Source organism: Rhizobium sp. SG570, assembly GCF_012275345.1.
GTDB classification, from domain to species: domain Bacteria; phylum Pseudomonadota; class Alphaproteobacteria; order Rhizobiales; family Rhizobiaceae; genus Rhizobium; species Rhizobium lusitanum.
On the sequence record NZ_JAAZQI010000024.1, the window covers coordinates 20,476 to 32,997 of the forward strand.

15 protein-coding genes and 1 other RNA gene are annotated in these 12,522 nt (G+C 61.3%); 7 read left to right on the forward strand and 9 right to left on the reverse strand.

The features are described from left to right. Positions 1–76: 76 nt before the first annotated feature. A complete protein-coding gene (locus tag FHT28_RS31350) occupies positions 77–1,078 on the reverse strand; it encodes a D-glycerate dehydrogenase (protein ID WP_037199248.1) in 1,002 nt (333 codons plus the stop codon). 190 nt (positions 1,079–1,268) lie between these two features. Here FHT28_RS31350 and FHT28_RS31355 point away from each other — a divergent pair, with 190 nt between their 5' ends. Next, the gene (locus FHT28_RS31355) at positions 1,269–1,808 is read left to right on the forward strand and encodes an SH3 domain-containing protein (RefSeq protein ID WP_037199250.1); all 540 of its coding nucleotides are present in this window, start codon (positions 1,269–1,271) and stop codon (positions 1,806–1,808) included. 98 nt (positions 1,809–1,906) lie between these two features. Next, complete coding sequence (locus FHT28_RS31360) at positions 1,907–2,509, forward strand: cadmium resistance transporter (RefSeq protein ID WP_112442454.1); 603 nt, start codon at positions 1,907–1,909, stop codon at positions 2,507–2,509. Positions 2,510–2,610: 101 nt separating this feature from the next. Here the strand turns inward: FHT28_RS31360 and FHT28_RS31365 are convergent, their stop codons facing one another. Further along, positions 2,611–3,603, reverse strand: coding sequence for an adenosine kinase (locus tag FHT28_RS31365; protein ID WP_037199252.1), 993 nt, complete (start codon positions 3,601–3,603; stop codon positions 2,611–2,613). 399 nt (positions 3,604–4,002) lie between these two features. Here FHT28_RS31365 and FHT28_RS31370 point away from each other — a divergent pair, with 399 nt between their 5' ends. Beyond that, positions 4,003–4,947 (forward strand): AEC family transporter, encoded by a 945-nt coding sequence (locus FHT28_RS31370; RefSeq protein ID WP_047561123.1) that lies wholly within the window; start codon positions 4,003–4,005, stop codon positions 4,945–4,947. 122 nt (positions 4,948–5,069) lie between these two features. Continuing rightward, entirely contained in the window at positions 5,070–6,227 is a 1,158-nt protein-coding gene (locus tag FHT28_RS31375) for a patatin-like phospholipase family protein (protein ID WP_168598359.1), read from the forward strand. Between the two features lie 64 nt (positions 6,228–6,291). On the opposite strand, the gene FHT28_RS31380 is transcribed toward FHT28_RS31375, so the two are convergent. After that, a complete protein-coding gene (locus FHT28_RS31380) occupies positions 6,292–6,873 on the reverse strand; it encodes a cytochrome c family protein (RefSeq protein ID WP_037199255.1) in 582 nt (193 codons plus the stop codon). A 151-nt stretch (positions 6,874–7,024) separates the two neighbouring features. On the opposite strand from FHT28_RS31380, the gene FHT28_RS31385 reads away from it, so the two are divergent. Beyond that, the gene (locus FHT28_RS31385) at positions 7,025–7,780 is read left to right on the forward strand and encodes a 3-deoxy-manno-octulosonate cytidylyltransferase (protein ID WP_047640552.1); all 756 of its coding nucleotides are present in this window, start codon (positions 7,025–7,027) and stop codon (positions 7,778–7,780) included. Between the two features lie 23 nt (positions 7,781–7,803). Further along, a complete protein-coding gene (locus FHT28_RS31390; protein ID WP_168598360.1) occupies positions 7,804–8,658 on the forward strand; it encodes a prephenate dehydratase in 855 nt (284 codons plus the stop codon). Positions 8,659–8,873: 215 nt separating this feature from the next. Here FHT28_RS31390 and FHT28_RS31395 read toward each other — a convergent pair whose 3' ends face one another. The 6 genes from FHT28_RS31395 to FHT28_RS31420 all read right to left on the reverse strand — a co-directional run bounded on the left by FHT28_RS31395 (position 8,874) and on the right by FHT28_RS31420 (position 12,317). Further along, entirely contained in the window at positions 8,874–9,272 is a 399-nt protein-coding gene (locus FHT28_RS31395; RefSeq protein ID WP_168598361.1) for a VOC family protein, read from the reverse strand. A gap of 163 nt (positions 9,273–9,435) precedes the next feature. Continuing rightward, on the reverse strand, positions 9,436–9,804 hold the full coding sequence (locus FHT28_RS31400) for a VOC family protein (RefSeq protein WP_037199259.1): 369 nt from the start codon (positions 9,802–9,804) through the stop codon (positions 9,436–9,438). A 125-nt stretch (positions 9,805–9,929) separates the two neighbouring features. Beyond that, a complete protein-coding gene (locus FHT28_RS31405; RefSeq protein ID WP_037199260.1) occupies positions 9,930–10,166 on the reverse strand; it encodes a hypothetical protein in 237 nt (78 codons plus the stop codon). 84 nt (positions 10,167–10,250) lie between these two features. Then, positions 10,251–10,937: a YafY family protein gene (locus tag FHT28_RS31410; RefSeq protein WP_037199261.1), complete on the reverse strand. Its 687-nt coding sequence runs from the start codon at positions 10,935–10,937 to the stop codon at positions 10,251–10,253. 13 nt (positions 10,938–10,950) lie between these two features. Then, entirely contained in the window at positions 10,951–11,910 is a 960-nt protein-coding gene (gene nudC / locus FHT28_RS31415) for an NAD(+) diphosphatase (protein WP_037199262.1), read from the reverse strand. After that, positions 11,907–12,317 carry an HIT family protein gene (locus tag FHT28_RS31420; RefSeq protein ID WP_037199263.1) on the reverse strand — a complete coding sequence of 137 codons (411 nt, stop codon included), beginning with the start codon at positions 12,315–12,317 and terminating at the stop codon, positions 11,907–11,909. Before FHT28_RS31420 ends, nudC begins: the two co-directional genes overlap by 4 nt. 90 nt (positions 12,318–12,407) lie before the next feature. Here FHT28_RS31420 and ffs point away from each other — a divergent pair. Then, an RNA gene (gene ffs, locus FHT28_RS31425) (signal recognition particle sRNA small type) lies at positions 12,408–12,504 on the forward strand. Positions 12,505–12,522: the final 18 nt, after the last annotated feature.

Consider the following 12,522-nt stretch of genomic DNA (forward strand, 5'->3'; position numbering starts at 1 on the left):
TTTGGATGTGAATGACAACTTGCGCCCTGGGCAAAACCGGGCCGGCTCAAAGCGCCACCCGCCGAGCGAAAACGTATCAGCGAAACGGCAGCACGCGATTGGGCGGACGATGTCCGTCGATGAAGGCGCGGATGTTGATGATGACCTTGTCGCCCATGTCGATGCGGCCTTCCAATGTGGCCGAACTCATATGCGGCAAAATAACCACCTTGCCCTCATTGGCGAGCTTCACCAGCTTCGGACTGACGGCCGGCTCGTTCTCGAACACGTCGAGGCCGGCGCCGGCGATCTTGCCTTCGCGCAGGATCTTGATCAGCGCCGTCTCGTCGATCACATCGCCGCGCGCCGTGTTGACGATATAACTCGTCGGCTGCAGCAGCGCCAAACGGCGCGCCGAGATCAGATGGAAGGTCGCGGGCGTGGACGGGCAATTGACCGAAACGATATCGACGCGGGCAAGCATCTGGTCGAGGCTGTCCCAATAGGTGGCCTCGAGCTCGTCTTCCGTCGCCGGATTGACCCTCTTGCGGTTGTGATAGTGGATGGACAGGCCGAATGCCTTGGCGCGGCGGGCAACGGCGGTGCCGATGCGCCCCATGCCGACGATGCCGATGCGCTTGCCGTGAATGCGGCGGCCGAGCATCCAGGTCGGCGACCATCCCGCCCATTCGCCGGGGTTGTCGGTCAGTATCCGCGCACCTTCGGCGAGGCGGCGCGGCACAGCGAGAATGAGCGCCATCGTCATATCGGCGGTATCCTCGGTCAGCACGTTCGGCGTGTTGGTGACCGTGATGCCACGGCGGGCGGCGGCTTCGACGTCGATATGGTCAGTGCCGTTGGAGAAGCTGGCGATCAGCTTCATCTGCGGCCCGGCCTCTTCGATCAGCGCGGCGTCGATACGATCGGTGACCGTGGGCACCAGCACATCCACGGTTCGAACCGCCGCGGCAAGCTCCGCCGGCGTGCGCGGCCGGTCGTCGATATTCAGTTCGGCGTCGAACAGTTCGCGCATCCGCGTCTCCACCGCATCCGGCAGTTTGCGCGTGACGTAAACCTTCGGTTTTTTCTTCGTCGTCATGGAGAGCGGCGATGCCTTGTTCAGATGTTCTTAACCAAGAAGCGGGATAATTTTCCCGTTCCGGGCATTTCTACCAGACCCGCAGGCGAAGACAAACAAAACTCGCTGGCGCGATCCAGGGATTTGCCGCTGACCGGAGCCAAAAGGCGACCCGACGGCGCCTTGATCATGATGAACGAACGGAAATCCCATGCGTGGCAGAGTATTGAAGTCCTGCGCCATTTTCGCGATCGGCCTGATGATGGCCGGTGCCGCCGCCGATCTTGCCGTGGCGCAGGCCGCCAAGGGGCCGAGCGGATTGCCGTTGCCGAGGTTCGTCACGCTGAAGTCGAAGCGGGTCAACCTGCGCATCGGTCCGAGCGCGGATTATGCCGTCTCATGGCTCTATCTCAAGCAGGGATTGCCGGTCGAGATCATCCAGGAATACGATAATTGGCGGCGCGTACGCGATTCCGACGGCACCGAGGGCTGGGTCAACCAGTCGCTGCTGTCGGGCCAGCGCTCGGCGCTCGCAGCCCCATGGATGAAGGGCAAGGGCAAGGCCGTCTTCGTCAACATGCGCCGCGACGCCCAGCCATCCGCCAGCGTCATCGCCAAGCTTCAACCCGGCGTGATGATGAGCGTTCGCGAATGCACCGGCGACTGGTGCATGGTCACCGCCGATGGCACGGAGGGCTGGGTTGCACAGTCCGAGATCTGGGGCGCCTATCCCGGCGAAGCCTTCAAGTAGAGAATTCCACAAAGCTCCGCGACATCAGCAACCGCGCAACTTTTCCGGCGCAATGATATATCCGGCATCGGAACGGGAGAGTGGCGGCCTTGGGTTATATGTTAGGCGTTTTCGGCGTTGCCATCGTTGTGTTCGCCTCGACCAATGTGGATGACATTTTCGTTCTTCTCGGCTTCTTTGCCGATCCGAAATTCCGGGCGAAGCAGGTCGTCATCGGCCAGTATCTCGGCATTGCCGTTCTCTATGCTGTCAGCGTTGTCGCCTCGTTCCTCGTGCTCGTCATTCCCGCCACCTATATCGGCCTGCTCGGTTTCGCGCCGATCTTTTTCGGCTTCAGGAGATTATGGGAGCTCTGGAACGGCGTCGAAACAGGCGACAATCCGGAGGACCACGAGAAGGCTTCAGCGGGGCATAGCAATATCGTCGCCGTCACCCTGGTGACGATCGCCAATGGCGGCGACAACATCAGCATCTATACGCCGCTCTTTGCCACCCGCTCCGCCTATGAGATCCTGGCCATCGGCTGCATCTTCGCGATCCTGACGGCGGCTTGGCTCGGCGCTGCCCATTCTCTGGTGAACCATCCGACGCTTGGCGCACCGATCAGACGCCACGGGCACAGGATCGTGCCGTTCATCCTGATCGCCCTCGGCATCCTCATCCTCTATGAGGCCGGGACTGCGACGCTTTTCTGGGTATAGGCGGCCCCGGCCGGCCTTATAGGAAAAGCCGCCCGCAGCGGTCTGCTGAAGGCGGCTTCGACTATCTGAGAAAACGAAAAAGCTTCAGACAACGAGCCCCATCAAAGGAGCCCGAATTCCTTGGCGGCTTCCGACAGCGATCGCATCGGCCGCGGACCGATCTGCTCGATGACGATAGCTGCGGCGAGGTTGCCGAGCTTGCCGCAATCTTCGAGCGTACGGCCCTGCGTATAGCCGAACAGGAAACCGGCGGCGAAGAGATCACCGGCACCGGTCGTATCGACGCGCTCCTCGATCGGATGGGCATCGACCACATAACGTTCGGTGCCGCGCACGATGACGGCGCCGTCCTTGCCTGTCGTGACAGCTGCGATCTTGCAATCGGCTGAAATCAGCGTCAGCGCCGTGTCGAAATCCTCGGTCTCGTAAAGCGACAAAGCCTCATCGCGATTGGCGAAGACGATATCGACCGTGCCCGAACGCATCAGGTCCAAGAATTCGCCGCGATAGCGGCCGACACAGAAACTGTCGGACAAGGTCATCGACATTTCGCGGCCATTGGCGTGGGCGATGCGGGCGCATTCGCGAATCGCTTCCTTGGCGCGCGGCGGATCCCAGAGATAGCCTTCGAAATAGGTGACCTTGGCGTCGGCGACGACATCTTCCTCCACGTCTTCCGGGCCGAGCTCCACGCAGGCGCCGAGATAGGTGTTCATGGAGCGCTCGCCGTCCTCGGTGACGAAGATCATCGAACGGGCGGTCGGCGGGAAGGTGCCTTTCGCCTTGGTCTCATAATGCACGCCCTGGGCGCGGATATCGTGAGCGAAGATCTCTCCGAGCTGATCCTCGGCGACCTTGCCGAAATAAGCGGCCCTGCCGCCGAAATTCGCCACACCCGCGGCCGTATTGCCGGCGCTGCCGCCGGACGCCTCAAGCGCCGGGCCCATGCGGGAATAGAGAAGTTCCGCGCGCTCGGCATCGATGAGATTCATCGCGGCCTTGGTGATTTTGTTGTCGATCAGGAACTGATCGTTACAGCGGGCGATAATGTCGACGATGGCATTGCCAACGGTCAGTACATCGAAGCGAGTCATCAATAGGAGGGTCCCGGTATAGGTGATAGCCGGTATCCGGTATTATCGGTTTTTCCGAAGTTTGGAAGAAAAATCGGCACCGGGACAGTTAACTTAATTCCCATCAGTCATTCGACTGTCACTTTCCATGTGTAAATCCTTAACAAGCGGCTGGGATCGGAAGCTCACAAGGCCTCCAAGCCAGCCTGGGAAGGTATGATACCTTCCGCCTCCCCGGTACGCGGGCCGACCACGGATGAACTGGCGGCATGTGCACCGGGAGGACCGTCCGGCGGGACCGGATCGGCAAAAGCGGGTTTGATCCCGCTTTTTTGCTTTTGCGGCTTCTCACGATGGGCCAAGCTGCTACAACTTCCGGGTCAAATCCCTCGAGCTCACCCTTCACGGCCCTCGCCCGGCATGTCCGAAATCTTTACCGACGTCCTTCCGGTTTTCCTGCTGATTCTCGTCGGCTGGGTGATCGTGCGCACCGGTCTCTTGAAGGCCGAGGTCGGCGAGGCGATGAGCGAGTTCGTGTTCAAGATCGCCGTGCCGCTGCTGCTGTTCCAGACCATTGCGGAGGCGAATTTTCGCGGCGCCTCGCCGTTTCGATTGTGGATCGCCTATTTTTCCGGCGTTGCCATCACCTGGACTGCCGGCCATCTGGTGGCGACGCGGCTGTTCGGGCGGGATGCGCGCATCGGCGTACTGGCCGGCGTGTCCTCCGCCTTCGCCAACACGATCTTCATCGGCCTGCCGCTGGTGGGGCGCACGGTCGGGCCAGACGGCATCATGGCGATGTCGATCCTGATTGCCGTGCATCTGCCGACGATGATGATCGCCGGCACGCTGCTGATGGAGCAGGCCGAACGCAAGGAAAACGGCGGCGCCGGCCGCAGCATATGGAAGCTCCTCCGGCAGGTCGGCAGGAACCTTGTCCGCAATCCGCTGGTCATCGGGCTTCTCTGCGGCCTCGTCGTGCATATCGTCGGCATTCCCTTGCCGGCGACGCTTGGCACCGTCGTCGACAGCATCGCCAATATTGCCGGCCCGGCGGCGCTGATCTCGCTCGGCATGGCGCTGCGCCAATACGGGCTATCAGGCAATCTCGGCATCACCAGCGTCATGGCGGCTTTCAAGCTTTTCCTGCTGCCGGCCTCAGTGCTGGCGGCCGGCCACCTCCTCGGTCTCAGCCCGGAATGGCGGGCCGCACTCGTGCTCACAGCCGCAGTTCCAACAGGTGTGAACGCCTGGCTGATTGCCAATCGCTTCGGCGTCGGTCACAGTCTCGCAGCCTCGACGATTACGCTGACGACCGCGCTCGGCGCATTTTCGGTGTCGCTCTGGGCCTATATTCTCGGCTAGGCCGGCCCCAAGCCGCCAATGGCCGGGACGACATATCTCCGCATTCGGAGAAACAGGCAGGAAAATGGTCATATATTTGCGCATCGCAGCCTTGAAGACTGAAGCGCAGCAAAGGATGGCACATGAATATTGCAGCTCCACTCACCAATCCCGCTTCGGCCTATTCGCAGAAAGTCTTCGTACTCCAGGGAGGCGGCGCTCTCGGCTCCTATCAGGCGGGCGCCTTCGAAGCGCTCCGAGAACAGAATATCGAACCCGACTGGATCGCCGGCATCTCGATCGGCGCGATCAATGCCTCGATCATGGCCGGCAATGTGCCGGGAGAGCGGCTCAAGGCGCTGCGCTCCTTTTGGAACAAGGTCGGCATCCAGCTCCCGGTCGACGTGTTGATGGAACAGCAGCGCCAGAGCACCGCTTTCTATCGCACGGTCAGCAGCTGGTGGGTGTCGACCTTCGGCGTCCCCGGCTTCTTTTCGCCCTGGCAGATTCCATCCTGGTTCCAGGCGCCTGGTTCCAAGGGCGCGACCAGCATCTACGACACCGAGCCATTGCGGCAGACGCTGCTCGACCATGTCGATTTCGACCGAATCAATCACGGCCCGGTGCGGCTCAGCCTCGGTGCGGTCAATGTGCGCACCGGCAACTTCGCCTTTTTCGACAATAAGGACACCAAGATCGCGCCGGAACACGTAATGGCGAGCGGCGCCCTGCCGCCGGGCTTTCCGGCGATCAAGATCGGCGGCGAGCAATACTGGGACGGCGGCCTGGTTTCGAACACGCCGCTGGGCTACGTGCTCAGCAACGGCGCGGGCGTCGATACCGTGGTGTTTCAGGTCGATCTCTTCAGCGCCGTCGGCAATCTGCCGCAGGATCTCGAAGAAGTCGAGGAGCGGCGCAAGGACATCACCTATTCGAGCCGCACCCGACTGAACACCGACCTCTTTCTGGAGCGCCACCGCCTGAGGCGCGCCATATCCGAACTTTATGCCCACCTTCCCGATGAGGCCAAGGCCGACCCCGAAATCCAGAAGCTGCAGGTGCATAGCTGCGACTACAGCGTCACCATCATCCACCTGATCTATCGTAACAAGCAGTTCCGCTCACATTCCAAGGACTACGAGTTCTCAGCGCTTTCGATGCGCGAGCATTGGGACGCTGGCTTGCGCGACGGCCGCAAGGCATTGGCTCCGCAGGAATGGCGCGTGCCGCCCAAGGCCGAGGAAGGGCTGAAGGTCTATGATCTCGATCAGAGGACGCGCTCGCGCAAGCATGCTCTCTGAAAAACGGCACGAAGAAGCCCGGCCATTCTGACCGGGCTTTCGATTGCGGGTACCGATGTCAATATCAGTTGGTCGCAGCAGCCGGCGCGGCGTTCGGATCCGGCAGCGGCACCTGCGTATCGGCAAGCGTGCGCAGATAGGCGATCACGTTGGCGCGATCCTCTTCCTTGGGCAGGCCGGCAAAGCCCATTGCCGTTCCGGCAACGAACTTCTTCGGAGCAGCGAGGAAGTGATAGAGATGATCGTAAGTCCACTTTTCCGAGCCGCCCTTGGAGAAGTCCTTCATGCCGGAGGAATAGGCAAAGCCCTCATGCTCGCCGACCGGGCGATCGACGATGCCCCAGAGATCCGGGCCGACCTTGTTCGGTCCGCCTTTTTCCCCGGAATGACAGGCTTGACACTTCTTGAAGATCGTTTCGCCGACCTTGGCATCAGCCTTCTGCAAGAGCTGGGCGATCGGCGTATCCGGCTTGGCGGCCGCGGCCTTGTCGCCTGCAGCCGGTTCCTCGGCCGCGACGATGGCGAAACCGGGCTTTTCCGGTGCCTCTGAATGGAAAATAAATCCTGACGCGAGCGACACGGACTTCAACACGAACAGCGTGGCCAAAAGTGCCCCGACTCCCATGTTCACGTAGGATGAATTCATCTGCTATGCTCCCCTCGCCACCAGCATCCTCTGCCGGCCCATCTTGAATTCGCGCGAAACCTATGTCTTTTGGCTGTTTCTTGCAACTCTGTAAACCGCCTCCACCATGAGACGTTTTGACACTTTTCCCGCGGGAATAGAAGGCCCAAGAATGACAGATTCAAATTTAGACAAGACCCTGGTCCTCATTCCCGCCCGCATGGCTTCCACTCGGCTGCCGGGCAAGCCGCTCGCGGATATTTGCGGCCTGCCCATGATCGTACAGGTTGCCAAGCGCGCGCGCGAGGCGGCGATCGGTCGCATCGTCGTCGCCGTCGATCACGAGGATACCTATGCCGCCGTTGCCAATGCCGGCTTCGAAGTCGTCATGACGCGCAGGGATCATCAATCGGGCTCGGACCGCATCTATGAGGCGCTGCAGGCCGTCGATCCCGAAGGCCGCGCCGAAATCATCGTCAATGTCCAGGGCGACCTGCCGACCATCGATCCCGAAACCATCCGCGCATCGCTGCGTCCGCTCGAAAATCCGGCCGTCGACATTGCCACGCTGACCGTCGAGATCAAGGACGAGGAAGAAAAGACGGCACCGAGCGTCGTCAAGGTGGTCGGTTCGGCCATTTCGGACAATCGCCTGCGGGCGCTCTATTTCACCCGGACGACCGCGCCCTACGGCAATGGTCCGCTCTATCACCATATCGGCCTTTATGCCTATCGTCGCGCGGCGCTCGCAAAATTCGTCAGCCTCGGCCCATCGCCGCTGGAACTGCGCGAATCGCTGGAGCAGCTGCGGGCGCTGGAAGCCGGCATGCGCATCGACGTCGAGATCGTTGACACGATCCCACTCGGTGTCGATACTCCCGCCGACCTCGAAAAGGCTCGCCGTATCCTTTCCGCCGCTTCTCTCTGACGGCACTCCCCAAAGGCAGTCCCATGATCACCAAGACCAACAAGATCTCCTTCCAGGGCGACTACGGCGCCAATTCCGACATGGCCTGCCGTGACATGTTCCCGACCATGGAGCCGCTGCCCTGCCAAACCTTCGAGGACGCCTTCACCGCGATCGACAACGGCGAAGCCGATCTCGGCATGATTCCGATCGAGAACACCATTGCCGGGCGCGTCGCCGACATTCACCACCTGCTGCCGGAATCGCGACTGCATATCGTCGGCGAATATTTCATGCCGATTCGCTTCCAGCTGATGGTGCTGCCTGGAGTGACCAAGGAAGAGATCCGCACGGTGCACAGCCACATCCATGCGCTCGGCCAGTGCCGCAAGATCGTGCGCGCCAACGGCTGGAAGCCGGTCATCGCCGGCGATACGGCGGGTGCGGCCAAGCTGGTGCAGGAAACCGGCGACCGCAGCATGGCGGCGCTGGCGCCACGGCTTGCGGCCGACCTTTATGGCCTTGAAATCATCGCCGAGAATGTCGAGGACACCGAAGACAACATGACGCGCTTCGTCGTTTTGTCGCGCAACGAGACCTGGGCGGAACGCAGCGCGCCGGACGAAAAAATCGTCACCACTTTCGTCTTCAACGTCCGCAACATTCCCGCCGCGCTCTACAAGGCGCTCGGCGGCTTCGCCACCAACGGCATCAACATGACGAAGCTCGAAAGCTACCAGCTCGGCGGCCGTTTTGTCGCAACGCAATTCTATGCCGATATCGAAGGCCATCCCGCCGATGCGCATGTGCGCCGCGCGCTGGAAGAACTGCGCTTCTTCTCGGAAAAAGTCCGCATCCTCGGCGTCTACAAGGGGCATCCGATGCGGGGCGATCTCTAAGTCCGGTCGTGTCGGAAGCCACCTCGTGGTTCGAGGCACCACCGTTTTCGCTGCGCTCCCACGGCAGTGCCCCTCACCATGAGGTGGAGTGCCTTCTGTGGCGGCACAAAAGATCAGTCCTCATGGTGAGGTGCGAAAGCACCCTGAGCCTGTCGAAGGGCTGCAGCCTCGAACCACGAGGGCGGATGGCGATACCGCTGCGCTTCCACCGTCAGCTATTCCGCAGCCTTGGTAACGACCTCAATGCGATGGCCGTCCGGATCGATGACGAAGGCGGCAAAATAATTCGGGCCATAGTGAGGCCGAAGACCCGGTGCCCCATTGTCCACGCCGCCGTGAGCCAGCGCAGCCTCATAAAACGACGAAACGGCTTCGCGGCCTGGTGCGGCAAAGGCGAGATGAAAGCCGGAGCTGGGAGCTCGAGCGTCCTTGCTCCGCAATTTGATGGCGAACTTGTCGCCGCCGCCTGCTGGGCCATATCCGATCGCTTGGTCGGGATTGCCTGGGTTTAGGTCTTCCCAAACCCGCACATAGCCAAGCGGTGCAAATGCCGCGTCATAGAATGCAGCGGCTTTCTCGATATCCGCGACACCGAATGAAATGTGATGCAGCAATTGCGCCTTCCCTAGCTCTCTGGGTTATCGATCAGTCTCTTCCGCGAATGCCGCAAGTCAACTCGAATAATGGACGATTTGCCCCTCATCCGGCCTGTCGGCCACCTTCTCCCCGCGAGCGGGGAGAGGGCTAGGGTGAGGGGCAAGCCACACGCCTGGCAGCTTATTTATCCGGCTCACAAACCCGGAGCCGATGACCGTCAGGATCGAGGACGACGAAGGTCGGGCCGAAATCCATCGTCGTCAGTTCCTGCGCAATCGGCAGACCACGCGCCTTCCAATCCTTGTAGTGCTGTTCGACGGCGCCTGCGCCTTCGACCATGAAGCCCAGTTCGCCGCGATTGCCGATGGCGGAGGGCTGCGGTTCGACGCTGCTGCGACGCCACAGGCCAAGGCTGAAGCCGTTGTTGAGCGAGAAAGCCACGAAATTCGGCGAGGCGAAGGCCGGCTCGTGACCGAGCAGGTCACGGTAGAACGGCGTGCTCTCGGCAGGATCCTTGACATAAAAGATGATGAGGTTGGGGTTGGTCATCGGGATATTCCTTTGGTTTTGAGGGATATGAGGGCGAGCATATGCGGTCCGGCAAGCTGGGCGAAGCTTACCGGCGGAAGGCGAGTTGAGCGTGTCGGAAGTTAGGCTGGGAGTCGGCGGTGCGGTTAGTGCATCCGCTCTTCCTCACGGTAAGGGGCGCGTCCGTCCAGGAAGCCCAGATCGCGCTTCACGGAATTCGGCGTTTCCTCGATATCGAGGCGGTTCCAGCGACGGGTGAAATAGCCAAGCGCAATCTGCGAGAGGCGAGCCAGCGGTGCCGATATTGAAACATCATTGCCCTTGCCGGCTTCGACGCCGCCGCGCTGCACTTGTTTCGTAGTGATGAAAACGTTGCTTGCCATGATCGGTCCTCCCATCCTGCTTGGATGGTGCCGATAATAGCCAAGCCTACTGACAGTTTCTGGCAGTAGTGTTGGGTGTCGAGGTCAGTTGTGGACGACGCCCTCCCGGGCGTGCCATTCCCTGGCCAAGGCGACGCGGCGACGTGGATAGCGTGCCTCCAGAACCGCGAAATCGACGATACGGTCGGCGCGGAAATGACGAAAATCCTGGCGCAGTTCACACCAGGCCATGATGATGCGCGAATTGTCGAAATAGCCCAGCGCGAAGGGCCAGATCCGCCGGGTCGAAATGGAGCCGTTCACATCGCCGTAGGTCAGCTGCACCATGCGCTCCGTGCGGATCGCCTTGCGCATGAGGGAGAGATCGGTCCTGTCCTCGGTGATGCGGCGCGTCGCGACGACCACCGCTGCCTGATCGACCTCGTCGCGCATCTCGGCCGGCAGCACCGCGGCGATCTTGGCAAGTGCATCCGCGCCCGCTGCCGCCAGTCGCGCGTCGGTAGCACGCGCCACCCACCGGGACCCCAGCACCAGCGCTTCGATCTCGTCCTGCGAAAACATCATCGGCGGCAGCATGAAGCCAGGCTTCAGAACATAGCCGATGCCCGGCTCGCCTTCGATCATGGCGCCCTGTGTCTGCAGGCTCGCGATATCGCGATAGAGCGTGCGCAGGCTGACGCCGGTTTCCTCCGCCAGAACAGCACCGCTGACCGGGCGGCGGTAGCGCCTAAGCGTCTGCAGCAGCGTCAACAAGCGTTCCGAGCGTGCCATGTCAGGCAAAGACCTATCGTTTCCATTCCACCCAGTCGCGCATCAGGCGATGGGCAATGGCCCCCTTTGGCGGGGACGTGTTGCCGGAGGCGGAGACGCGATCGAGCATGGCAAGCGTTTCTTCCGGAGTGAACCAGCGGCAGTCCTCGAGCTCGGCTTCGTCCATGTGAATCTCCGTCGACTTCGCCTCGGCATAGCAGCCGATCATCAGCGAGTGCGGCATCGGCCAGGGCTGTGACGCATGATAGCGCACGCGGCCGGTTTGGATGCCGGATTCCTCGTGCGTCTCGCGGCGCACGGCGTTCTCGATTGTTTCGCCCGGCTCGACGAAACCGGCCAGACAGGAATACATGCCGGGCGCAAAATGGTGGCTGCGGCCGAGCAGGCAGCGATTCCGTTCCTCATCGACCGTCAGCATGATGACGACCGGGTCGGTGCGCGGGAAGATCACGTGTTCACAGGCCGTGCAGACCCGCTTGTAGCCGCCGATGCGGCTTTCCATGACGGAGCCGCACCGCCCGCAGAAGCGGTTGTCGCTGTTCCAGCGGATGAGGCTCATGCCCTGCGCCGCCTCGCCGAGGATTTCGCCCTCCAGCAAGAGGTCGCGCCAGAGCGAGCGCATGTCGGCCGGCTTGTACTGGCTCGCGAGCTCGTCGGCATTGATGCGTACCGGCACGGCCAGCCGCGGCTCGCCGGTCCTGCGGTAGCCGAGCAGCACGGCGGCCTCCCAATCCGGATCGAGTTCCTGCAACTCGTAGCGGGCAAACAGCGGATCGAGCACCTGGCCGTCGTGCTTCAAGACCAGCTGCTCCTTGGCGAAGGCCAGGATATGCGTGCCTTCCTTGGCCAGCGCCTGCTTGATCGATTCCTCGTCGCGATGCTCGGCATCCCGGTTAAGCTGATTTTCCGCAAAGGCGGTGAGACTGCTGGCTTCCGGATGGGGCGCATCCGAGGAAAAGATGGAATGGCTCATTGTGAAAGCGTGTCCCGCAACTTGGCTATGAAGCTGTTCATATCTTCGTCCGAATAGGGCTCCGCCTTGCCGTGACCCCAGATCGGGCCGGGCCAGTTTGCGTCCCCTTCGAACCGCGCAATCACATGAACATGAAGCTGACGGACGATATTTCCAAGAGCCCCGACGTTGATTTTTGTCGCCCCTGTCAGCGTCTTCAGGGCGCTCGCGACCTTCTCGGTCTCGAAAGTGAGCAAAATCTGGTCGAGCGGTGTCAACTCGAATATTTCCGATTTATCGGGCCGGCGGGGCACCAGCAGAAGCCACGGCCAACGGCTATCCTTCATCAGGCGCACGTCGCAAAGGCCTGTCATCACGACGGAAACGCTGTCATTCGCCAGTCTCTCGTCGAGAGCGAAGTCTTTCAAGGGGCATCCTCCATTGTTTTATCAAATGTTTAGCAGTTTTTTTTGACCTTGGCTTGCTTTTGATGGCGATATTGCCGATATGTGCATCCGGGAGGTTGGTGGTGGACGAGCCACTCGCCAACCGGGTCAGGTCCGGAAGGAAGCAGCCCTAACGAGCCCGGCACGGGTCATCGTGCCAGCCTCCCACCCTTTCCGAAAGCAAGAC

Coding starts and splice junctions, on each gene's coding strand:
- FHT28_RS31350 (WP_037199248.1), bottom strand. CDS start 1,078: ATGACGACGAAGAAAAAACCGAAGGTTTACGTCACGCGCAAACTGCCG.
- FHT28_RS31355 (WP_037199250.1), top strand. CDS start 1,269: ATGCGTGGCAGAGTATTGAAGTCCTGCGCCATTTTCGCGATCGGCCTG.
- FHT28_RS31360 (WP_112442454.1), top strand. CDS start 1,907: ATGTTAGGCGTTTTCGGCGTTGCCATCGTTGTGTTCGCCTCGACCAAT.
- FHT28_RS31365 (WP_037199252.1), bottom strand. CDS start 3,603: ATGACTCGCTTCGATGTACTGACCGTTGGCAATGCCATCGTCGACATT.
- FHT28_RS31370 (WP_047561123.1), top strand. CDS start 4,003: ATGTCCGAAATCTTTACCGACGTCCTTCCGGTTTTCCTGCTGATTCTC.
- FHT28_RS31375 (WP_168598359.1), top strand. CDS start 5,070: ATGAATATTGCAGCTCCACTCACCAATCCCGCTTCGGCCTATTCGCAG.
- FHT28_RS31380 (WP_037199255.1), bottom strand. CDS start 6,873: ATGAATTCATCCTACGTGAACATGGGAGTCGGGGCACTTTTGGCCACG.
- FHT28_RS31385 (WP_047640552.1), top strand. CDS start 7,025: ATGACAGATTCAAATTTAGACAAGACCCTGGTCCTCATTCCCGCCCGC.
- FHT28_RS31390 (WP_168598360.1), top strand. CDS start 7,804: ATGATCACCAAGACCAACAAGATCTCCTTCCAGGGCGACTACGGCGCC.
- FHT28_RS31400 (WP_037199259.1), bottom strand. CDS start 9,804: ATGACCAACCCCAACCTCATCATCTTTTATGTCAAGGATCCTGCCGAG.
- FHT28_RS31405 (WP_037199260.1), bottom strand. CDS start 10,166: ATGGCAAGCAACGTTTTCATCACTACGAAACAAGTGCAGCGCGGCGGC.
- FHT28_RS31410 (WP_037199261.1), bottom strand. CDS start 10,937: ATGGCACGCTCGGAACGCTTGTTGACGCTGCTGCAGACGCTTAGGCGC.
- nudC (WP_037199262.1), bottom strand. CDS start 11,910: ATGAGCCATTCCATCTTTTCCTCGGATGCGCCCCATCCGGAAGCCAGC.